This is a genomic window from Pradoshia sp. D12, assembly GCF_008935075.1.
In the GTDB taxonomy this organism is placed as follows: domain Bacteria; phylum Bacillota; class Bacilli; order Bacillales; family Pradoshiaceae; genus Pradoshia.
Map to the genome: position 1 here is coordinate 1,183,481 of NZ_CP044545.1, position 23,091 is coordinate 1,206,571.

The following is a 23,091-nucleotide window of genomic DNA, read 5'->3' on the forward strand; positions in this document are numbered from 1 at the left end:
GAGGAGGAACAAAGTTGGAAGCCTTAAAAGAAATGGTAAATGTATATGCTCCTGCAACGGGAGAACTGATTATGCAGTATGAGGAGATGCCGGCTAGTCAAGCTGGTGAAATAATGAATAAATCCAAAGGGGCTTTTCTTTCGTGGTCACAATTAGATATAGACGAACGTTTACGCTATCTAAAGCAGTTGCGGCATACGATTGTGAATAGACTTGATGAAATTGCTGAGCTCATTTCAAAGGATACAGGGAAAGTCAAAACAGATGCATTAGTGGCTGATATCATGCCTGCCCTCGATGCTATTAGTCATATTGAAAAACATGCGAAAAAAACATTTAAGGCACAAAAGGTTCGTACACCTTTTTTGTTAATGGGTCATAAATCGAGTATTCATTATATGCCAAGAGGCTCTGTGCTTGTTATCTCACCATGGAATTATCCATTCCTTTTGGCTATGGTTCCTGTTGTATCCGCGCTTGCAGGCGGTAATACGGTTATTTTGAAACCATCAGAAGTTACTCCGGCAGTGGGTAAGTTAATTGAAACATTGTTTAAAGAAGCTGGATTTCCTGATCATGTTTTTCAAGTAGCCCATGGCGGTAAGGAACTTGGTGCCAGTCTTACGAAGCAAAAGCCTGATTATATCTTTTTTACAGGGTCTGTAGGTACGGGACGTATTATTCAGGAAATAGCAGCACGAGATCTTATCCCAACCACTCTTGAGCTCGGTGGAAAGGATCCAATGATTGTGTTTAGTGATGCTGATTATAAGCGTGCAGCAAAGGGGGCTGTTTGGGGAGCATTTACAAATAGCGGTCAAGTTTGTATGAGTGTAGAGAGATTGATTATCCAAAGAGAGGCGCTTGAGCCATTCTTACAGGAGTTACTTCCAATTGTTAATCAATTAAAGCAAGGAAATGGAAAAGAATCAGATATCGGTTCTATGACCTCAATACAGCAAATATCTATTGTAAGAGAGCATATTGAAGATGCCCTATTAAAAGGCGCCACTCTCCTGACTGGTGATCCGCCTTCTGAATGGAATGAAAATTCCATGTTTATTAAGCCGATTGTTTTAACAAATGTTTCAGAGGATATGCTTGTGATGCAGGAGGAAACATTTGGTCCGGTTCTGCCTATACTGACTGTTGAAACAGAAGAAGAAGCTATACGAGCCGCTAATCATTCCAAATACGGATTAAATGCAAGTGTTTGGACAACAAATAAGGAAAAAGGACGGCTGACAGCTAAGAAGCTTTTGTCAGGTGCTGTGTTAATTAATGATGTTTTAATAACAGTTGCCAATAATAATCTTCCATTTGGCGGAGTTAAAGAAAGCGGAATAGGCAGGTATCATGGGGATCAGGGTCTTCGTATATTTTGTCATGAAAAAGCAGTAATGGAAGATATGGGCCTCAAAAAATCGGAGATTCAGTGGTATCCTTATGAAGGGAAATATGAACATTTCCATGCACTGTTAACAGCCTACTTTGGCAAAAGGAAATCGATGATGAAGGTAATCAAGGAATATCTGAAATTAATAAAACTATCAAAATAAATACTATCTATGAGTTAATACTTGCGCTTGTATCCAGAAGCCAATATAATAGGTATACAAACTTCATACAAACCTTTCAAAGGGGAGTAGCGTTAGGGAAACCTAAAACAAAGTCGTCAGTACGTGGTTTTTACCATCGGCTTTGTTGGCATTTTTACAATGTCTAGCAAGACCTTTGTCAAAAAAGAATTACTTTTTTGGCATGGGTCTTTTTTGTTGGTTTGGAAAATAAAAGGAGGTTTACTTATGGATTGGGCAATAATTTTAGAGTACGCCTGGGTATTATTGGTGTTAATTGGACTTGAAGGAATTCTTGCAGCCGATAACGCAGTCGTAATGGCTGTAATGGTTAAACATCTTCCGAAGGAACAACAGAAAAAAGCTTTGTTTTATGGACTAATTGGTGCGTTCGTCTTTAGGATCGGTTCCCTGTTCCTGATTTCATTACTTGTAGATTTATGGCAAATACAAGCAATTGGAGCTGTATATTTGCTCTACATTATGATTAATTATTTAGTGAAACACTATTTCTTGAAATCTGAAGATGAAGCGGTCAAGGAAAAAAAGAAATCCGGTTTCTGGATGACTGTTCTAAAGGTCGAGGTAGCAGACTTGGCATTTGCAGTAGATTCCATGCTTGCAGCTGTTGCTTTAGCTGTAACTCTACCGGCGGTAGGGTCGTTTAATATCGGCGGTATCAATGGTGGGCAATTTATTGTTATGTTCCTTGGAGGATTTATTGGATTAGTTATTATGAGGTTTGCTGCAACACAATTTGTTGTACTATTGAACAAGCGACCATCTCTGGAAACAGCTGCTTTTCTAATTGTCGGCTGGGTGGGGGTTAAGCTGGCTGTCATGACATTGGCACATCCAGGTGTTGGAATTCTTGACCATCATTTCCCAGAGTCTACAACTTGGAAAATCATATTCTGGGGTGTCTTAGTATCGATTGTGGTTATTGGATACCTCGTATCAGGTAAAGATTTGAAAGCTAAAAATCAAATTGACCAGGAAATGTAAAATTACAAAGATATAAATTAATAGATTAAGTGAAGACCCGGGATGCATGATTATGTGCGTTCCGGTTTTTTTATTTTTGCAACCACTTGGATAAAATTTGGTTATAACCCCTATATACGGAAATTTGTGTACGTATGATATAGCATAATAAATAAACCGACCAAGCATTATTTATAACAAATGAAGAGTGAAAACATCCCACAAAGACCATACATTGCAACATATGGTATAATTTGTGCAGGGATGAGGTGAACATAATGCTTGGTATGCTTTTTCCGATTCTGAGAAAAAAGCAGGATTTAACAGAAACCGTACTCTTAATACAAGAAGGGGATCTGGAATTAAGAAATAATTTGCTTAAAAAATACAAACCCTTTATTAAAAAATCTGTTTCATCTGTATGCCGGCGTTATATCCGAGAAACAGATGATGAATTTAGTATTGGTCTAATTGCTTTTAACGATGCAATAGATAAGTTTTCACCTGATAAAGGAAATGGCTTATTGCCATTTGCAGATACGGTAATCCGAAGAAGAGTTATAGATTATATAAGGTCACAATCAAAAAAAATGAATGAACTGTCTTTTGAAATCCAACATGTTTCAGAAGATGAATACATACAAAGTCCATTAGATATAGAAAAATCAATTGAAAACCATCAGAGACAATTAAACTCCGAAAATTTAAAGGATGAGATTATTCGATATACTGAATTATTAAAAATCTTTCATATAACCTTTGACCAATTAGTCAAACATACACCAAAGCATGTGGATGCAAGGAATAATGCCATAAAAATCGCTAAAACAATAGCAGATGAGCCTTTGATGCTTCAATATGTCATAGACAAGAAAAAACTGCCTATCAAAATGATGGAAGAAAAAGTTGAGGTTTCAAGAAAGACAATTGAACGCAACCGCATTTATATAATAGCTATGGTTTTGATTTTAACGGGAGATTATTTGTTCTTAAAGGATTACTTGAAGGGGGTTCTTTCAAATTGAAGTGTGGAATCATTATGCAAATATCAGCAACGGAAATTACTGTATTGACCCCTGAAGGCGATTTCATTAAATTGAATAAAGAACGCAAAGACTATCAAATCGGTGAAGAAGTCAGGATTGATGTTACAAACTCAAAACCAATATTCAGCAAGAAGAATGGATGGAAATTAAAAATACTGGTTCCAGCATTAGCAGCAGCTGTTTTTTTAATAGTTTGTTTCTTTCCTGCGCTTTTAACTAATTCAAAGGTATCAGCTTATGTCAGTATGGATGTTAAATCAAGTATCGAACTTGGTATAACAGACGAACTAAAAGTGGTTGAAGTAAAGGGAATTAACGAAGAAGGGAAAGAAATTATAGCAAGACTTAAGGAATGGAAGGGCAGAGATATGGACGATGTTATCAGTGAAATGGTTACTTTAAATCGCAGTGCCGGGCATCTTAAAACCAATTCCAATATCTTGTTCTCCACCGTAATGATTGAAAAGGATAATCGAAATTTTGAATATTCCTTACAGAAAAAATTAACTGATACTCAGGATATCCCGCAAATTGATAATTCCGTGAACATTGAAATGAAAAAGGCCTCTGTTAATGATAGACAGGAAGCAACAGATAAAGGGATTTCTACGGGTACATACCTAGAGCAAACCAATAAGAAAACCAAGAATCAGCCTTCAACTGGAGTAAAGAAAAATGATAAAATTAAAGTAACAGAAGAAAAAAGCAATCATAAAAGCTCAAGTGTGGAAAAAGTTGAAATAAAACAGCAAACCAGTAACAGTAGTGACCGAACACAAATTCCGAATAAGTCTGCAGTCATTCAGGAAAATAAGCAAGAATCTGTTGAAGTGCCTAAAAAGGCGGGCACCGTTACAAAAGATGCTAAAGCTATACATACTACAGAAGAGAAGGCTGTAAAACAACAACATAAGGATAACAATTCAAAGCAGAGGCCACCCTCTAAAGACCAGCCTATAAACAAAGAGGTAAGAAAGGATATCATCCAGAAAGAAAGGAAAACCAATCAAAATAAAAGAGATACTGACCGAAACAAACAACAAGTAGATAAGCGAAATAAACCAAATAAGCAACCTTATAAAAGTCGGAAACAAGATCAGGTGGACAAGCGAGATGTCCGGAAACAAGATCAGGTGGACAAGCGTGATGTCCGGAAACCGCAGCATCAAAGAGGGAAGCAAGATGAACGTAATCAGAATCAGAAAAGAAAAGGAATGTATCAATAAATTCAGTCATTTACATAACTAATTAGAAAATGTCCGGTATTTTACCGGACATTTTCTTTGCCATATAAGGTTATTTAGTTTTTCCACTCATTTGCGCTTGTGCATGTTTAACGAGCTGTTTGGTTATTTCTCCTCCTACTGATCCGTTCGCTCGTGAGACCGTATCTGACCCTAACGTAACGCCGAATTCAGCGGCTATTTCATATTTATATTGATCAAGCATTTGCTGTACACCTGGTACCAATAATTTATTACTGCTGGACATTTCATTCACCTCACTACATATACTGTGGATTTTTGTATTCCTCCACACCATTAATATGGATGAAAAACATGATCTAATGCAGTTTAAAGTATGGAGGAATAGGCATGGTTTCCCTTTTGATAAAGTATGAAATATTGCATGAAATAGATTCCCGAACAAATACTAACCGCATAAAGGAGTGTGTAAAATGAAACGTAAGGCAGAAATGAATGCGGTTAATAAACTGAGTAAAACCCCTAAAAAAAATCTACAGGAAACTGAGTTTTCTGCGGAATTTACACATGGTGAGAACCCAATGAAGGGCGCTAACCGTAATTCTAAGCGTGGTAAACAGGGAGAATAAAAAAATAGAGACTCGACGTTAGTCGAGCTCTATTTCTTATGAAAATACTGCTGAAGGGACATAAAATAGCTTGGACCCACCATGCTTTGGGTGGAAGTATGCAATCAACAAGGTCGGAGCCGTTATTATTTCGCCAGTTTCTAAATAATGATTCATATCAATAGATAGTTCATCAATCAGAACATGCTTGTACAGTTCTTTTTCGTTTAAATTCAGTGCCTTAAATTTCTCACCAACCAGATGAGGATTAGCCAAAACGGCCTGATAGATTGGAGATTTCTCATTTTTTGTCATGGAATATTCCCACCATGGTTTACGTGGTTTAAAGGTAAGTTGTGATAAATAATCCACTTTTAGTAAGGCAATCAGTGTTTTAAGGCTATCGGGATTCGTTACACCGATAAATTCGACGAGGCGCTTAAATAGATCCTCAGGCTGATGTCCAATGCGTGACCATTTTTTTTCTTCCCAATAACTTCCGAATTCTTGGAAGAAATCAAAAGGGGAGCTATAAACAGTGCCTACTATATACTCCATTCCAAGATCCATTCGGTGATCATTCCAATACTTTTCCAGTACATCCTCAACCTGCTTAATTTTAATAATATCGGAAAACGGCATTACATTATTGCTGACAATTTCGTATGGGGCTTGATCCATATATTGATAATCCCATTGTTTAGCCTGAGTTCTCAAGCCTGTGCCGCGAAGCATTTTTAAGAAGCCCAATTGAAGTTCCTCTGGCCGCATTTCAAACACATCATCAAATGTTTTTCGGAAGGAGCTATAATTTTCTTCGGGAAGTCCTGCAATAAGATCAAGATGCTGATCCACTTTCCCGCCATCCTTAATCATGGTGACTGTACGCTTTAATTTATCGAAGTTCTGTTTTCTTTTGACTAGTTCATTAGTATAATCATTGGTTGATTGGACTCCTATCTCGAAGCGAAATAGGCCGGGAGGAGCTTCTTTGTTTAAGTATTCAATTACTTCAGGCTTCATAATATCTGCTGTAATCTCAAATTGAAAAACGCAACCTGGTTCATGCTCTTTAATTAAAAATTCAAATATGTCGAGAGCATAGCTACGACTGATATTAAAAGTACGGTCCATAAATTTAATTGTTTTTGCTCCATTTTTCATCAAGAAACGGATATCTTCTTTAATATCTTCTCTATTAAAGAAACGTACGCCGGTTTCGATGGATGAGAGACAGAATTGACAGTTAAAAGGACAACCGCGGCTTGTTTCAATATACGTGATTCTCTTCGACAAGTTAGGGATATCTTCTTCAAATCTAAATGGTGATGGAATAGACTTTAAATCTACCTTTGGAGCGGCAGGTGTCAGGATAGGTTTTTCACCTTCAAGATACGCAATTCCCTGAACAGTGTGAAAGTCTTTATTGCCATCTATTTCAGCTATAAGATTTTTAAATGTGGCTTCTCCTTCACCTATTACGATGAAATCAGCGCCTGGGATATCTTTGAGCCAGAAAAATGGATCGTATGTTACCTCTGGACCTCCAAGAACAATATAGATGTCCGGATTGATTTTTTTGAGTATGGTAATGACTTTTTTAATTTCTTCCATATTCCATATATAACAGCTAAAGCCGATTACATCTGGCTTTTGGTTATACAAATCTGTAACGATGTTCATAACCGGATCTTTAATGGTGTATTCAATAATTTCTACATTGTACTCGGGTGCTGCATACGCTTTTAAATAACGAAGGGCTAAATTGGTATGAATATATTTGGCATTTAAAGTAGTTCCAATAATTCTCATGTATTTGTCATACTTCCTTTCACCGTTTGCTAACAATTCATATTATCATATTTGAGTATGGGTTTACAGTATTGGCGATATTTTACATGGGTTCTAAGATGGTACGGTTTAATTTTCAGTAGTTAAAAATGAGAGATGACCAAGGGAATAATGGAGTGTATGGGTAAAAGGTTTTGGGAAATATAGCGGTACAAAAAAGTCCTTCGGAATATTCATTATTCCGAAGGACTGCGATTCATGGATTTAGATAAATCATATTTTTGTTTATAAAAATGTAATAAGCCTTTTAATTTATAGAACATCATTTTAGTATGACGGGTGTTAAACTCAATCATTGGCTGTGTAATTGACTTGACTAATGTACTCGACAGGATGATTGTAATAATCAATGAAATTGCTGCTAATAGTATATAGTGTTCTGCAGTAGTGAAATATTCATTTAAACTTGTAAATCTAAAGGTCCGGACAAAAAAGCCATGCAATAAATATACATAAAGGGTTTGAGTGCCCCATCTAGTAAAGAAATAGCTACCCCTAGGTACAAGGGCCATAAAGCTGACGATCATAAGAGAATTAACGATGAAAAATCCAAGGCGCTTAAACATAGAAAGGAACGATACTGTCTCAATTTCCGAATAAGGCTTTGAACCGAGCAGCCACTGGGAGTCTATTTCCGGGAAAAATGAAAACCATATAAAAATTACACCAAAGGATGCCAAAGCGTAAAATTTACTTTTCACTGTTGTTATTTTTTGAAAATGTTCCTTCTGACTGTGATAACCAATCAGGAAAAATGGAAAGAAGACAAATGTTCGGGATAAACTCAGATAAGTAGAGATTGTATCAATATATCCCACAAGTAAAGCAAGCGCTATTGCTAATCCAATCCCTACTAAAGGTTTGAATTTTGTAAAGACGAAAAGCATTAAATTCCAAAAGAATAGACTTAACAGAAACCATAAGGACCAATTGGGTTCCAATGCTTCGAACTTAAGTGTTGATTTATCAAATAGGTAATAATAATAAATCGTATAGATAACCTGAAAAAGTAAATAGGGAAGAATCAGTTTAGTACTTAGCTTTTTTATATAGCCTTTTTTGTTAAAGCCTTTTGCAAAAAAGCCTGATAACAGTATAAAAGCAGGCATATGGAAGGTATAGATTGTAGTGTATAAAGCATAAATCGTTTCATTTTGATCAATATATGTTCGTAAAATATGACCAAAGACAACAAAAAACATTAATATGACTTTTGCGTTGTCAAAATAACTTTCCCTCTGTCTCATAGCTGCCTCCTATTATTCCCGGAAAAATTCTTTCTATTATTCCCCTTTATAATGGTAATCAAACAATTGAGAGATGAATTAGTAAAACCATCCATTTGAACCATTATTAACAATGTGATAATCGTGTATTTCCGTACTATAATCTATGTATCTGTACTATAAGAATATAGATATCTGTTATATATAGTTTAAATGCAGAATAGCTATTGGTTTCAATATATAAATAATTCCAATTAAAAAACTGTATTCATCAGTATTTAAATAATATTTAAAGATAAACTAAACAAACTTTTTCGTTATGAAATAGGGAGGGAAAATAATGACAATTCTTCCGAAAAAGAATGAGCAAGGTTTTTATGAAATTCGCCTAGAGTCAATCGGAGGACTAGGGGCAAATCTAGCCGGAAAAATGCTGGCTGAATCAGGTGTTCTGGGGCATGGTTTAAATGGATCCAATTTTTCCTCCTATGGTTCGGAAAAAAAGGGATCTCCTGTAAAGAGCTTTGTTCGTTTCTGCGATGCCGAAACTGAAATACGTGATCATAGTCCAATTGAAGAGCCTCATGTTATTGGTGTTTTTCATGAAGCACTTTATAAAATGGTTGATGTGGTGAGTGGTTTACGTCCGGATGGTATCGTTCTTGTTAATTCAACTCGTCAGTTCGATGAAATAAAAAATGACTTAAATCTTCAGTATGGAACGCTTGCAATCGTCGATGCACTTGGTATTGCAGTAGAAGAAAAAACAAAAGTGAACACAGCTATGCTTGGAGCTTTGTTCCGTATATGTGATTTCCTCAATCCCGAGTCCATGAAAGACGTAATTAGAAAAACATTCGAAAAGAAATATCCACATTTAGTTGAGCCAAATATCCGTACGTTTGAACGTGGCTATCATGAAGTGACGTTTAAACATTTTGAGGTACCTCAAGATGCAGAGGGCAAAAGTTTTAAAAGAGCATTACCTTTATTGGGATACGAAACCCAAGTTATTGGCGGCACGATCATTGCTCAGGGTAACAGTATACTTAAAGACTTGTCCGGTTCCAGACAGGGTTTTTTACCTGAATGGGATGCTGAAAAATGTATACATTGTGCTGCCTGTGATACAGCTTGTCCGGATTTTTGTTTTGTCTGGGAAGAGGGAGAAGATAAGCGTGGACGCAAGCAAATGTTTTTAACAGGGATTGATTATCAATACTGTAAAGGCTGCTTGAAATGTATTGAAGCGTGTCCGACTAGCGCCCTTCGGGAAATGCGGGAAATCTTAGGTTTTGCTGAGGAAAATACAGTGAAACAACGTAATCCTTATGTAGCAGGAGGGATGAAATAATGGCGATATCAGAAGTAGAACTAACTGAATTGGTAAAGGATACAATGGCTGAACAAGTGACTACCTTTGAATCAGGTAATGAAATGGCCGCAATGGCTGCAGCACAAATCAATTATCACTTAATGGGGTATTTTCCAATTACCCCATCAACTGAAATAGCTCAGTATTTAGATATTATGAAATCCAGAGGAGAACATGATATTCAATTAATTGCGGCTGATGGAGAACATGGTTCGGCAGGTATTTGTTATGGTGCTGCCGTGACAGGAGCCAGGGTTTTTAATGCCACAAGCGCAAATGGACTTATGTATATGCTAGAGCAGCTACCTGTTCAATCAGGTACAAGATTTCCAATGGTTATGAATCTTGTTACTAGATCAATCAGTGGTCCGCTCGACATTCGTGGCGACCATTCTGATTTATATTTTGCCTTAAATACAGGTTGGATCATTTTGACAGCCAGAACACCTCAAGCTGTTTACGATATGAATATAATGGCGTTGAAAATCTCGGAGCATTCCGATGTACGTTTACCTGTTATAGTCGCTTATGATGGATTCTTTACATCCCATCAAAAGAGAAAAGTAAACTACTTTAAAGATAGAGAGATTGTGCAAAAATTTATTGGTGAAATGCCAACTCATTTTCCGCACGTAGATATTCACAACCCGGTAACGATTGGTGCACATATGAATGGGGATGATTTGATCAATAATCACTATCAGCAGTCTGAAGCGATGTATAAAGCCGGAGAGGTTTTTACTCAGGTAGCTTGTGAATATGCTGAACTGTCAGGTCGCCAATATGGAGTATTGGATCTATATAAGATGGAGGACGCGGAAGTTGCCTTATTCCTGTTAAATTCAGCTGCCGAGACAGCTAAAGATACGGTCGATGATTTAAGAAAACAAGGAATTAAAGCTGGCGTGATCAGTCCTAACATAATTCGTCCGTTCCCGGCAGAAGAAATCAGAAAGGCTCTGAAGAATGTTAAAGTACTGTTGGTTGGCGAGAGAGCAGATTCCTATGGTGCCAATGGTCCCAACCTTACACATGAAGTGAAATCTGCCTTACAGGAAGATCAGGATAATCATACTGCTGTGTTAAGCCGTGTGTTTGGTTTAGGAGGAAAGGATTTTTATCCGGAGGATGCAAGGGCATTTTTTGATATGGCATTGCAAACATTAAATAATGGCCAAATTGAAAAAGTATTTGATTATTACGGTGTCAATCCGGGATTGCCTGAAGCCCAACCACAGCCACTTTTAAAGCCGAATAACGAAGATTTATATAAGACAGGGCTTATTCAGGTAACTCCTGATGAGGAGAGTGGAAAATTAAAGGTACGTATACCTCCTTTACGCTCATTAATGAGCAAACCAAAACGTTTGGCTTCCGGTCATGGAGCATGTCCAGGATGCGGAATTTTTCCAGCATTGGAGCTGTTCTTTAAAGGAATCGAGGGGGATGTTGTTGTTCTGTTCCAAACAGGCTGTGCCTATGTGGTAACAACGGCATATCCATATAGCTCTCACAAACAAACGATGATTCACAACTTATTCCAAAACGGGCCGGCAACTTTATCAGGTACACTTGAAGCATTTTTGGAGAAAAAACGCCGTGGTGAAATCTCTATCAGTGATGATGCGACCTTCGTTATGATCACCGGTGATGGTGGCATGGATATAGGGATGGGTTCAGCTATTGGAACTGCACTGCGCAATCACAAACTCATTATGCTTGAGTATGATAATGAGGGATATATGAATACAGGCTCGCAAATGTCCTACTCTACTCCGCTTGGTCATATGACAAGTACAACAGGTGTAGGAAGAGCACAAAAAGGAAAAGCTTTTCATCATAAGGATACAGCTCAAATCATGGCTGCCACTGGAATACCATATGTATTTACAGGATCGGAAGCTTTCCCGCAGGATTTAATTAAGAAAGCGGTGAAGGCACAATGGTATGCGCAGAATGTAGGTACCGTTTATGGCAAAATATTAATCACCTGTCCTTTGAATTGGAAGGCAGAGGAACGTTATGGTGCTAAGATTATGGAAGCGGCAGTAAACTCATGTTTCTTCCCTCTATACGAAGTTGAGAATGGTGAAACTACCATTACTTATAATCCGGAAACGAGGAAAAAACGTATTCAACTATCTGAATGGTTAACATATATGGGGAAAACAAAGCATCTGCTGCAGGAAGAAAATGCAGGTATGCTTGAGGAATTTGAACAAGAAGTGGATAGAAGATGGAACCGATTGCTGGCTAAGCATGAAAATCCATCCCTTTAATAGTATTTTAAAAGCCTGAAGAGATTCTATAAGATATCTCTTCAGGTTTTTTTATATTTTAATCTATACCATAAGGAGGTATTTAGTCTGATTCTGATTGTTTAAAAAGGTTTTTCCATAATTTTGTAGAATAAGTATCTTATTATGTCACAGGTATTAGGAGGATCCCCTTGGCTGATATGGATTTGAATGATAAGGAAGTAAAGATTATAGAAAAAAATACGGCCTTGAAAACTGATTACGAGACATGGGAGCATTTTTTAAACTCATTTACAAAAGCAATTATTGTTACTGATTTGGAAATGGAAATCATATCTCAGAATGAACAGGCAATCAAGTTATACCATCAGTTAGGGCGAGAGGGTAAACCAGGAAATCTTCGGGACTTTTATATCTCTGTTTCAAAAGAGGTGGTTGATGATCAACTCAGAAACGTGAAACAGCATGGTTTTTCAAATTATATATATTCAGTAAGGAATTCTGATGACACCTGCTCAGTTGAGCTTGAACTTAATGGACTTTTGGATTCATATTCAAAAAAAATTATCTATGTGTTAATCCCATTAAAAACAGAGAGTACAAGGGATCATGTAAAAAAGGATAATTTATATGTAGATATTATTAATGATTTAAAGTGCTATATTGTTATCCATACTAAAGAAGGAATCATCGTGGATGGTAATAAAGCCTTTTGTGGGTTGGTCAAAATTGAGAGATCGAAAATTCTAGGCAAAAGTATTTATCAATTTATTACTGCCGCCGATAAAGATAAATTTGATACTGTTATCAAGCATCTATCATCCGGAAATTCCCGTTTTAATTTATTTCAGCTTTGTCTTGATTCAAAAGAGATTACATATCAATATACTACACAATTTAATTTTTACAGTGGTTTGTACTATACAATTATTTACGATTGTTTTGAAGAATCAGAGCAAAATCACTATTTAATAGAAGGAATTCAAAATGTCTTTTGTCAATCCGTGGATGGAATAATCATGCTGGACTCTAAAGGAATCATCGTACAGGCTAATGAGCAAGCCTGCATATTGTTTGAGAAAACGCAGGTGGAATTAATTAATACGAATATAGAGAAAATTACGGGCGAAAAGATAAATACGCTTTTTATCTTGGAAGAACAAGAGAGTTATGAGCTTATTTTCAGTTCATCGAGTGGGAAAAAGAAGATTATAGAATTAACAAAAAGTCAGATTAGCAGTAGTCCTTATACTCTTTTAATTTGTAAAGATATTAGTGAAAAGTGGGTGATGGAGCAGGAACTTCTTATCTCGGAAAATAAATTCAAGAAAATTTTTGACGGTACCTTTGATGGAATTATGATTTGGGGAGCAGACGGGGAAATATATGATATTAATGAACCTGGTGCTGCAATTATAGGGGCTTCTATTGATCATATCCAAAACAAAAACTTCCATGAAATATTCGAACTGACTGAACATCAGATGAAACATTTACAAAGGCATATTTCCTTGATCAATAAAAATAAGCATCATCATTTTGTGTGTGAGCTTACTTGCAGGGATGGGCAAAATAAACAGCTGGATTTTTCCTCCAGACTGGATGTTATACCGGGTAAGAATCTAACCATTTTTAGAGATGTAACAGATAAGATTCGAATGGAGGAACAATTAAAAAAATCAGATACGTTGAATGTTGTGGGTGAGCTGGCAGCTGGTATTGCTCATGAAATCAGGAATCCTATGACAGCTTTGAAAGGTTTTATTCAATTACTGGAAGGCAGCTTGAATGGCGAATTTTCAACCTATTTCCAGGTTATTTCTTCAGAATTACAAAGAATCGAGACAATCATTACAGATTTTTTAATTCTTGCAAAACCACAGGCAGTTTCCTATCAAATTAAACAGGTAAATAACACAATCGAAAATACGTTGGATCTGCTAAGTGCGCAGGCATCTATGCATAATATTCAATTCCACACACATTTTTCTAAAATACCACCCATCCATTGTGAGAGTAACCAACTTAAACAAGTTTTTATAAATTTAATCAAAAACGCTATAGAGGCTATGCCTACAGGAGGGTTTATTGATATCACAACAGAATTATTTTTTGATAGCCATGTATTAATATCGATACAGGATTATGGAACCGGAATCCCTGAGACTGTTCTTGATAAATTGGGAGAACCATTCTATACAACAAAAGAAAAGGGGACGGGTCTAGGTTTGATGGTTACCTACAAAATCATTGAAGAGCACGCCGGTTGGATTGAAGTTGCCAGTGAAGAAGAGAAAGGAACCCTGTTTCAAATCTATCTGCCTATTAATCATGAGTTCACTTGAGAGAAAAAATTAGAATAGGATGGTAAAATGGAAACTCTTCTGATTTATAAGGGTTTCTTATTTTTGTTTGCTGGAAGTGTTAGACAGATTCTTTAATAAGAAGATGAAATAATTATTATTTTTTGTCTTTTTTTGCGATTGTATTTACATTATTTTAAAATTCTGACATAATACCACTTAATGTTATTTTTTTAGTGAATAAGAAGGAGGAGCTTTTCTTGCAGAATCAAAAAGATTGGCTGGAAACTGCCATAAGAAATAAAAGAGAACAAATGATTAGCCATGCCAAGAACAATGGCCTTCTGGATGAAGGTACATTAAATCTGAGTCGGCAGCTTGACCAGTTAATTCTTGAACATATTAGGATGAAATACTCAATAACTAATTATTAAATAAACAAGGAATGCGTAAAGGTGAAAACTAGGATTTTATGACATAAAACGTATTTACCATTTACCATTTACTATTTACATATGGTTTGTGGATAAAAGCAAAGTAACAATTTAATACTAGGATAGGTATAATCAGTTCTGAAAAAGATATCTCTACCTGGTCGGCAAGTACATTTTAGCCCAGGTCGATTTATATACTCCTTTAGTATACGCGATTTTAGGCCATATTTATGAATGCATGAATAACCCCTTTTCTAAATGATCACAGTGGAAGGAATAGGTATACCATACACTTCCGTCACCTATCCTCAGGCGAGACCTTCTCCATATTCGTTATAAATCCTATTTTTTCAGGTTAAGTGCGCAGTACTTTTTCTGGGAATTGAAAAGCTCATACTTAAAAAATCCATCAATACAGCACGATTTGGATGACTGAATCTCATCCTACGAATAGATGAAATGATTGTTTGCATCCAGAGGATATTCCTTATATGATGTCTATTTATATAGAGCAATACCTATTAGAAGACATTAGAAGATTCATTTTGTACCTTAGGAAAAATAATCTCCTCGTTTGCATAAGGTTATACATCATCAATAAAGGATTAGTGCTCAAAATATTAGGATGTTCTGCAAAAGAATTGTAAAGTGAAAAATAAATAAAGGTTAAATACTAGGTTATTACTACTATCAGGATGATTATAAAGTTTTACTTTTTAATAGGAAAGAAGTATAATTACGCGGATGATAATAGTGAATTTTATCCGTTAATTGTGGGTGATTAAATATGGAAGAACAAAATCAATCTTTAAAAGTATTTATAGTTCTGTCGAGGGCTTTTCGAGCTATCAGTGACTATACCAACAAATATATCCAAGCCTCAGGTGTAAATCCAACCGAATTTGCTGTCCTTGAGCTACTCTACCATAAAGGTGATCAACCATTGCAGCATATAGGGGATAAAATCCTGCTTGCCAGTGGAAGTATCACGTATGTAGTAGATAAGCTGGAAAAAAAGCAATTATTAAAAAGGATTGCATGTCCCAATGATCGAAGAGTAACATATGCGCAAATTACGGAAAAGGGAAAGAAGTTCCTGGAAGGGATATTCCCGGAGCATCAGGAACGAATTGAGCATTTAATGGATGGGTTAACAGTCGAAGAGAAGGAAACGGTGATTGAGCTTCTGAAAAGAATTGGTAAATCCGTACCGTTAACTAAATAATCCATTAATACCTATATATTAATGAATAAAATGAAATAGAAGAATAAGATGGACTGGCTGTCGTTAACCGGCAGTTATTTTTTTGTCTAAAAGCTGAGGAGGAAATAAGATGTCACTCGTTCATTAATGAAACAAGGTGGTAAGAAGCAACCGGTATTCACCAGAATAATAATTTGTCATAAAGACAATCAGCCCGCATACAGTGAGTAGTAAGCGGGGAGGGACAAGGGTGAATCGTCAATATGTAAATATTTTTCAAGTTGCAGCTGTTTATGTTGGAACGGTTATTGGAGCGGGTTTTGCAACTGGAAAGGAAATATATGAATTTTTTACCCAATATGGACTTTATGGCCTATTAGGGATTCTTCTTTCGGGATTTATTTTTATTCGGATTGGCAGAAAAATAATGATTGTAGCATTACATAGAAATATTAAAAATTATATGGAATTTAATGATTGGTTATTTGGTAAACGTATATCCTTTTTTGTTAATATCATCTCTATGGGCATGTTGTTTGGGGTTACAGGTGTTATGATGTCAGGAGTTGGCGGTCTATTTGAAGAGCAATTGGGATTTTCTAAAATAGGGGGCATGCTTTTTACTACATTTCTATCAATTGTTGTCATGAGCTGGGGGACTAAAGGTTTATTATCTATTAACACCTTTGTGGTACCTGCAATGATTATGTTTAATTTAATCCTGATGTTTGCTTCATTATTCCATATGAATCCTGTTCAAAATCTGCTAACCATTCCTGATGAAGTAAGCTGGAAGATGGTCTTATCGCCCTTCTCCTATACGGCATTTAACCTTGCTTTGACACAGGCTGTTTTGGTTCCATTGGCTGCCGAAATAAAGGATGAAGATATTATTCGAAAAGGTGCAAATTTAGGAGGATTTATTTTATCCGTTGTTTTGGTAAGCTGCCATATTTCCTTATCCTCCATACCAGGAATTGAACAGATTAACATTCCTACTGCCTATGTAATGAAACAAATAGCACCTTTTTTATATGGGCTCTATTTATTCATTATTTTTGGAGAAATTTTTTCAACCTTAATTGGAAATGCCTTTGGACTCGAAAGGCAACTAAAAAAAGCAACGGAACTGCCTTCCTGGTCGCTATATGTTGGGATTTTTGCCATAAGTTTAATAATTGGCCAAATTGAATATGGTCCTTTGATCTCTATATTGTATCCGATTTTTGGATATATTAGTTTAATCTTTTTGCTGTTAATAACTGTCAAAAAGTAAGTGTCAGCTACGATTTATGCTGTTTCTAGAAAGATTTATAAAAATGACAAAAAGAAAGAGAAGGGATAGTCCCCTCTCTTTATAAGGTCAATGCCGTAGGCACATTATAATGTTAATATAATCGGCTCATTCTTTGTCACTATGATAGTATGTTCACATTGTGCAACCAAGCTTTTGTCACTCGTGATAAATGTCCATCCATCACCGGCTTCTGTAACCATGGTTGCTTTTGTAGAAATAAACGGTTCAACGGCCAATACTGTACCTTCATGAAGAAGCTCTGAATCCCATGGGTCAAAATAGTTTAAAATATGATCTGGTTTTTCATGCAGACTTCTACCTATTCCATGGCCGGTTAAATTTTTGATGACAGTGAATCCATTTTGTTTTGCTGTATTGAAGACAGCTTTACCAATTTGGTTTTTCTTGGAGCCTGCTTTAGCTTTGCTGATTCCCTGATAAAAAGCATCAACTGCGCATTGGCATAATTTTTCTTTTTCACTAGTTGTAGTGCCAACCGGGAACGAAATTCCTGTATCCCCATAATATCCATTTAATACTGCAGAGACGTCGATATTTACCATATCGCCTTCGTTAATTATACGTTTTCCTGGTATTCCATGAGCAACTTCTTCGTTTACACTGATACATGTAAACCCGGGAAAATCATACTCATTTTTAGGTGCAGAAACAGCTCCGGTTTCCTCAAATATTTTCTTTGCGATTAAATCAAGCTCCAGTGTTGTAATACCGGGAACGGTAGCTAATTTCATTGCTTCCCTGACACGTGAAACAACTGCACCTACTGCTTTTAATCCTTCTAAATCTTTTTCGTTTTTTACAATCATGATACTAAACCTGCTTTCTGTAATGCTCTTCATTAGTATAAAAAGTTTAGTGGAAAGGTTCCAGATGGAATCGATTCTCACTATTATATCTAAGTTTTTTACAAATTTAAAGTAAGGGAAATTAATGGGACAAGAAGAGAACGAGGCAAGTAGCCCCGTTCTCGAATTATTCATATATGATTTTATAATTTTTATGGTTAACGACTGTCTTTTCTTCTAATTCAAGATCATGAAAGTTCTCCATTAAAGTTAAATCAACAATCACTGAGTTTTCATTTACTTTTTCTACAATCCCACGCAATCCATCGCGGAATTCAATTATATTGCCTACATCAGCCTTTTTCATCATGTTCACACCTTTTCAGTTTATTAAAGTTATCAACAGATCTTGATTAGTAAACTAATATCCTTGCAATTTCGGGATTCGTAAGTCCGCTTATAAAGAAATTATCCCTACTATTTAGCTTATGCAGAATAATATTGTAATTATAGTATAAATTGTGATTAATTGGAATGTTAAAAGAATAAATAGTCTTTATATTTTCGCTCCTATGGAATACTTGTTTAATGTAGGGGTTTGAGAGTATCATGTTTTGTATATATAGGAGGTTTTACGAATGAATAAAGAAGAGATCCAATCCATATTTGATCAATTAAAAAATGGAGAAATAGATAAACTTGAAGTTGCAAAGCAGGATTTCATGGCGTTTCGATCTGTGCTTGTAGAAAGGGAAGATTTTAAACATTTTCGGGGAACTGCTCATATAGGCGGGGGTGTGACCTATCATTATTTAGAGGAGCCTAGAAGCTGAATAGAAATCAACAAACCCAATTATAAAGTAATTGGGTTTGTTAACATTTTAATCAGTATTGTCCTTATTTGATAAACACATCTGGATGTATTTCAAGGTAATGCTTTAGTTTTTTTAGCGCCATCCGTTTCCAAGATTTCACCGTTGCATACGTTGCATGGTATTCGTATGCGATATCTGTGATGGTTTTACCAAATTGAATGTATTCAGCCAACCAAATATATTGGTTGTTTGTTAAGGAAGTTAGAAAAGGTTTAGGGAAGTACCATTCAAGGAAGGAAACATCTTCTTCAACCTTTAATAAATCCCAATACTCAGGTGATTTTTTTAATTCTCTCCCATTTATTTTAGTGGACTTGCAAAGCTGTATAAGCATTTTACCTTGTATGGACTTATAGGCATAGGAAAGGAACTGTCCTTTTTCAGGGTTGAAATTTTGGCTGGCCTCCCAAAGTGCAATTAATCCTATTTGGTAAAATTCATCCTTTTCACAAATAATATTAAGCTTTCTCATAATATGATGTATTAATGGATTATATTGGTTAACTAATGATTCGAAGTCTTCCATACTCGTAATCCTGCCCTATGAGGAGCGACCTCTATATTCCCGGGTACCTTTAAAGTACGCTTAAAGATTCTTTCTGTAAAAAAAGCAAATTTGAAAATTTGTTGAGTTTTTAGCGAAAAATGAGGATAAATTCTATTAAAATAATCATTATTTTAAAAAATATGGATTCCTATAACAAAATCTAACCATTTAATTTAAAAGAGAGGATTGGATACAATGAATTTTCAGGATCAAGTTGTGTTAGTAACAGGTGCTGCAAATGGGATTGGTAAAGAAATCGCAATACAATATGCAAATAAAGGCGCGAAAGTTGTTTTAACCGATATAGATGTGGAAGCTGGAAAGAAAATTGAAGCTGAACTATTGGCAATGGGAAAAGTTGCTTTATTTGCTGAGGCCGATCTCAGCAAAGAGGATGATTGCCTTCATATAATGGAAATAATTAGAGGTGAATGGGGTAGGTTAAATATTATAGTAAATAATGCAGGCATAAGTGAATTTACTCCATTATTTGAAATGACAACAGAGAATTGGAATCGCATTATCAATACCAATTTACGAAGTGTATTTATTTTGGCAAGAGAAGGAGCTAAGCTGATGACTGGAACGGGTGGTTCTATCATTAATATAGCATCAACCCGAGCCATACAATCTGAACCGAATTCTGAAGCTTATGCTGCATCCAAAGGTGGAATCCTAGCTCTAACGCACGCTCTTGGCGCATCATTAGCCAAAAAAGGTATTCGAGTTAACAGTATTAGCCCTGGCTGGATTCAAACGACTGATTACACTGGTTTACGTGAGATAGATCACGCCCAGCATTTTTCGGGTAGGGTAGGTAAGCCAATAGATATAGCAAAAGCATGTTTATTCCTAAGTGATCCAGAGAACGATTTTATTAATGGAGAGAATCTGGTTATTGATGGTGGAATGACAAGGAAAATGATTTATGAAGATTGAAAATATGAATAAAAAACAGAATAGAAAGGTTCTTCAAATTTGTCATTAGAAATACCTTTGTTGTAAAATCGATAGGAAATACAATATATAGATATTTCTCCAAGCTATGTGAAATTTAGTTGTAGAATTGCTTATCTGTGTGCAAACACTTTACTGAATAAATTCATTGTATATAGGATTCTGGTATATATTAGAAATGAATCTTATATTTATTGAAAGACTATGTTTCAATCAATCTTACAGGTGAGATATATTTATGGTTCTTAATTTATAAAAGCAGTTGAACAATTTTAATTTTTCAGGTACATTTCTCTTATAGGGTTTTACTCTTTATTGTGAGAAAAGCTACATAATTTCGACTGTTCATCCTTTTATACATAGGACCGGTTGAAACTGGGTAAAATCATAAGATGTAAGCAGCTAGAATTCGTATAGCTAAAACAAAATAATTATTAATAAAGGAGCTCGATTACTTATGGTACAAAAAACTTTTCATGTAACTGCAGAAACAGGAATTCATGCTCGTCCAGCAACATTGCTTGTACAAGCAGCAGGTAAATTCAACTCTGATATCAACCTCGAATATAAAGAAAAGAAAGTTAATCTTAAATCAATTATGGGCGTTATGTCTTTAGGAATCGGCAGTGGTTCAGATATTACAATTATCGCTGAAGGAAATGACGAACAAGATGCATTAAATGCCATTGAGGAAACATTAACAAAAGAAGGATTGGCTAAGTAATGACAACGATGTTAAACGGGATAGCGGCATCTAATGGAATTGTCATAGCAAAAGCTTATCGTTTAATGGAGCCTGACTTAACTGTAACAAAAAGCACGATTAATGAAGTGGATACCGAATTAACTCGTCTTCAAGAGGCGGTTAATAAGGCTCAGACCGAATTGGAAACAATTCGTGAAAAAGTCAAAACAGAACAAGGTGAAGATAAAGCAGCCATTTTTGATGCTCACATACTTGTTTTGAATGACCCTGAATTGCTTGGTGCTGTACAGGAGAAAGTTAAGTCTGAAAAAATCAACTCTGAATTTGCTATGCGCGAAATTGCTGATATGTTCATCACTATGTTTGAACAAATGGATAATGAATATATGAAAGAAAGAGCAGCTGATATTCGTGATGTAACAAAACGGGTTATCAGTCATCTTCTTGGGGTACAAATACCAAATCCAAGTATGATTGCTGAAGAAGTGATTGTTGTGTCCGAGGATTTAACTCCTTCAGATACAGCTCAATTAAACAGAGAATTTGTTAAAGGCTTTACAACTGATATTGGAGGGCGTACTTCTCACTCCGCAATTATGGCACGCTCGCTTGAAATTCCAGCAGTTGTTGGGACTAAACAGGCAACTGAAACTATTCAAAACGGCGATATGATTATACTTGATGGGCTTAAAGGTGAAGTACATATTAATCCGACACCTGAATTGATTGAAGAATACAAAAAAGCTGCTGATGCTTATGCACAGCAGAAACTTGAATGGGCTAAGCTTGTTAACGAAAAAACGGTAACAGCAGATGGCCATCACATAGAATTAGCAGCGAACATCGGCACTCCTAAAGATCTTGAAGGTGTTAAAGCAAATGGTGCTGAGGCTGTAGGCTTATATAGAACAGAGTTCTTGTATATGGGAAGAGATAATCTTCCTGGAGAAGAAGAACAGTTTGAATCCTATAAAGCTGTACTTGAAGGTATGGAAGGTAAGCCGGTTGTGGTACGCACATTGGATATTGGTGGAGATAAGGAGCTTCCTTATCTAGATCTACCGAAAGAAATGAATCCATTCCTTGGATTCCGTGCTATTCGATTATGCCTTGAGGAACTACCGATTTTCAGAACGCAGCTTAGAGCACTTTTACGGGCAAGTGTGTATGGGAATTTAAGAATTATGTTCCCGATGATTGCCACTTTAGATGAATTCAGATCCGCCAAAAAGGTTCTTGAAGAAGAAAAGGCGAAATTAATTGAAGAAGGTATTGAAGTATCAGATTCTATTCAATTGGGAATCATGGTGGAAATCCCTTCAACTGCGGTAATCGCAGATCAATTTGCTAAGGAAGTAGATTTCTTCAGCATTGGTACGAATGACTTGATTCAATATACAATGGCTGCAGATAGAATGAACGAACGTGTATCTTACTTGTACCAACCATATAATCCAGCTATTTTACGTTTAGTAAAAATGGTGATTGAAGCTGCACATAAAGAAGGCAAATGGGCTGGAATGTGTGGAGAAATGGCTGGGGATGAACTGGCGATTCCGTTGCTTGTTGGATTAGGGTTGGATGAGTTTTCAATGAGCGCAACATCTGTTCTGCGTGCACGTTCCCAAATTAAAACACTTACTAGAACCGAAATGCAAGACTTGGCTGAAAAAGCTATACAAATGCAAACATCAGCAGAGATTGTTGAAATGGTTAAAAAAGCTACAGCTCAAAAATAGTTTCAATAAAAATAGATATACAGGTTTATTTATTTGAACGGAGGGGTACATTAAAGGTGGACACAAAACAGCAACATGCTTTTAGTGACCCCC

At 36.0% G+C, this 23,091-nt stretch carries 21 protein-coding genes and 1 riboswitch; of the genes, 15 read left to right on the top strand and 6 right to left on the bottom strand.

Annotated elements, in window-relative coordinates:
* Nucleotides 1-14 precede the first annotated feature (14 nt).
* The 4 genes from F7984_RS05845 to F7984_RS05860 all read left to right on the top strand — a co-directional run bounded on the left by F7984_RS05845 (nt 15) and on the right by F7984_RS05860 (nt 4,833).
* Nucleotides 15-1,559, top strand: a complete 1,545-nt coding sequence (locus tag F7984_RS05845; protein WP_225983668.1) for an aldehyde dehydrogenase family protein — start codon at nt 15-17, stop codon at nt 1,557-1,559.
* Nucleotides 1,560-1,628: 69 nt separating this feature from the next.
* Nucleotides 1,629-1,723, top strand: a riboswitch (yybP-ykoY riboswitch).
* 82 nt (nt 1,724-1,805) lie between these two features.
* Nucleotides 1,806-2,582 carry a TerC family protein gene (locus F7984_RS05850; protein ID WP_066100981.1) on the top strand — a complete coding sequence of 259 codons (777 nt, stop codon included), beginning with the start codon at nt 1,806-1,808 and terminating at the stop codon, nt 2,580-2,582.
* Nucleotides 2,583-2,830: 248 nt separating this feature from the next.
* Nucleotides 2,831-3,586 carry an RNA polymerase sigma factor SigI gene (sigI, locus tag F7984_RS05855; RefSeq protein ID WP_225983669.1) on the top strand — a complete coding sequence of 252 codons (756 nt, stop codon included), beginning with the start codon at nt 2,831-2,833 and terminating at the stop codon, nt 3,584-3,586.
* Nucleotides 3,583-4,833, top strand: coding sequence for an anti-sigma factor domain-containing protein (locus F7984_RS05860; protein WP_140461225.1), 1,251 nt, complete (start codon nt 3,583-3,585; stop codon nt 4,831-4,833). Before sigI ends, F7984_RS05860 begins: the two co-directional genes overlap by 4 nt.
* A gap of 70 nt (nt 4,834-4,903) precedes the next feature.
* On the opposite strand, the gene F7984_RS05865 is transcribed toward F7984_RS05860, so the two are convergent.
* Nucleotides 4,904-5,098: an alpha/beta-type small acid-soluble spore protein gene (locus F7984_RS05865; protein ID WP_066100972.1), complete on the bottom strand. Its 195-nt coding sequence runs from the start codon at nt 5,096-5,098 to the stop codon at nt 4,904-4,906.
* Nucleotides 5,099-5,285: 187 nt separating this feature from the next.
* On the opposite strand from F7984_RS05865, the gene F7984_RS18920 reads away from it, so the two are divergent.
* On the top strand, nt 5,286-5,441 hold the full coding sequence (locus F7984_RS18920) for a hypothetical protein (RefSeq protein ID WP_175354219.1): 156 nt from the start codon (nt 5,286-5,288) through the stop codon (nt 5,439-5,441).
* A gap of 36 nt (nt 5,442-5,477) precedes the next feature.
* Here the strand turns inward: F7984_RS18920 and F7984_RS05870 are convergent, their stop codons facing one another.
* Together F7984_RS05870 and F7984_RS05875 are read right to left on the bottom strand one after the other, a co-directional pair.
* Nucleotides 5,478-7,232 (bottom strand): B12-binding domain-containing radical SAM protein, encoded by a 1,755-nt coding sequence (locus F7984_RS05870; protein WP_066100969.1) that lies wholly within the window; start codon nt 7,230-7,232, stop codon nt 5,478-5,480.
* Nucleotides 7,233-7,447: 215 nt separating this feature from the next.
* Entirely contained in the window at nt 7,448-8,518 is a 1,071-nt protein-coding gene (locus F7984_RS05875) for an acyltransferase family protein (RefSeq protein WP_139891322.1), read from the bottom strand.
* 319 nt (nt 8,519-8,837) lie between these two features.
* Between F7984_RS05875 and F7984_RS05880 the strand changes: the two genes are divergently transcribed.
* The 6 genes from F7984_RS05880 to F7984_RS05905 all read left to right on the top strand — a co-directional run bounded on the left by F7984_RS05880 (nt 8,838) and on the right by F7984_RS05905 (nt 17,347).
* Nucleotides 8,838-9,851 carry a 2-oxoacid:acceptor oxidoreductase family protein gene (locus F7984_RS05880; RefSeq protein WP_066100961.1) on the top strand — a complete coding sequence of 338 codons (1,014 nt, stop codon included), beginning with the start codon at nt 8,838-8,840 and terminating at the stop codon, nt 9,849-9,851.
* Nucleotides 9,851-12,151, top strand: coding sequence for a thiamine pyrophosphate-dependent enzyme (locus F7984_RS05885; RefSeq protein ID WP_066100958.1), 2,301 nt, complete (start codon nt 9,851-9,853; stop codon nt 12,149-12,151). Before F7984_RS05880 ends, F7984_RS05885 begins: the two co-directional genes overlap by 1 nt.
* Nucleotides 12,152-12,330: 179 nt before the next feature.
* A complete protein-coding gene (locus tag F7984_RS05890) occupies nt 12,331-14,475 on the top strand; it encodes a PAS domain S-box protein (RefSeq protein WP_225983712.1) in 2,145 nt (714 codons plus the stop codon).
* 218 nt (nt 14,476-14,693) lie between these two features.
* Entirely contained in the window at nt 14,694-14,867 is a 174-nt protein-coding gene (locus tag F7984_RS05895) for an aspartyl-phosphate phosphatase Spo0E family protein (protein ID WP_077247946.1), read from the top strand.
* A 787-nt stretch (nt 14,868-15,654) separates the two neighbouring features.
* Nucleotides 15,655-16,092, top strand: a complete 438-nt coding sequence (locus F7984_RS05900) for a MarR family winged helix-turn-helix transcriptional regulator (protein WP_066100952.1) — start codon at nt 15,655-15,657, stop codon at nt 16,090-16,092.
* A 229-nt stretch (nt 16,093-16,321) separates the two neighbouring features.
* Complete coding sequence (locus tag F7984_RS05905) at nt 16,322-17,347, top strand: YkvI family membrane protein (protein ID WP_066100949.1); 1,026 nt, start codon at nt 16,322-16,324, stop codon at nt 17,345-17,347.
* A gap of 104 nt (nt 17,348-17,451) precedes the next feature.
* Here the strand turns inward: F7984_RS05905 and map are convergent, their stop codons facing one another.
* Both map and F7984_RS05915 read right to left on the bottom strand, forming a co-directional pair.
* On the bottom strand, nt 17,452-18,195 hold the full coding sequence (gene map, locus F7984_RS05910; protein WP_066100948.1) for a type I methionyl aminopeptidase: 744 nt from the start codon (nt 18,193-18,195) through the stop codon (nt 17,452-17,454).
* Between the two features lie 166 nt (nt 18,196-18,361).
* On the bottom strand, nt 18,362-18,541 hold the full coding sequence (locus F7984_RS05915) for a YkvS family protein (RefSeq protein ID WP_066100944.1): 180 nt from the start codon (nt 18,539-18,541) through the stop codon (nt 18,362-18,364).
* 271 nt (nt 18,542-18,812) lie between these two features.
* Between F7984_RS05915 and F7984_RS05920 the strand changes: the two genes are divergently transcribed.
* The gene (locus F7984_RS05920; protein ID WP_066100941.1) at nt 18,813-19,007 is read left to right on the top strand and encodes a hypothetical protein; all 195 of its coding nucleotides are present in this window, start codon (nt 18,813-18,815) and stop codon (nt 19,005-19,007) included.
* Nucleotides 19,008-19,071: 64 nt separating this feature from the next.
* On the opposite strand, the gene F7984_RS05925 is transcribed toward F7984_RS05920, so the two are convergent.
* On the bottom strand, nt 19,072-19,575 hold the full coding sequence (locus tag F7984_RS05925) for a sigma-70 family RNA polymerase sigma factor (RefSeq protein ID WP_140461226.1): 504 nt from the start codon (nt 19,573-19,575) through the stop codon (nt 19,072-19,074).
* A 216-nt stretch (nt 19,576-19,791) separates the two neighbouring features.
* On the opposite strand from F7984_RS05925, the gene F7984_RS05930 reads away from it, so the two are divergent.
* The 3 genes from F7984_RS05930 to ptsP all read left to right on the top strand — a co-directional run bounded on the left by F7984_RS05930 (nt 19,792) and on the right by ptsP (nt 22,998).
* Nucleotides 19,792-20,535 carry an SDR family oxidoreductase gene (locus tag F7984_RS05930; RefSeq protein ID WP_066100935.1) on the top strand — a complete coding sequence of 248 codons (744 nt, stop codon included), beginning with the start codon at nt 19,792-19,794 and terminating at the stop codon, nt 20,533-20,535.
* A 475-nt stretch (nt 20,536-21,010) separates the two neighbouring features.
* On the top strand, nt 21,011-21,277 hold the full coding sequence (locus F7984_RS05935; protein ID WP_066100932.1) for a phosphocarrier protein HPr: 267 nt from the start codon (nt 21,011-21,013) through the stop codon (nt 21,275-21,277).
* A complete protein-coding gene (ptsP, locus tag F7984_RS05940) occupies nt 21,277-22,998 on the top strand; it encodes a phosphoenolpyruvate--protein phosphotransferase (RefSeq protein ID WP_066100929.1) in 1,722 nt (573 codons plus the stop codon). Before F7984_RS05935 ends, ptsP begins: the two co-directional genes overlap by 1 nt.
* Nucleotides 22,999-23,091: the final 93 nt, after the last annotated feature.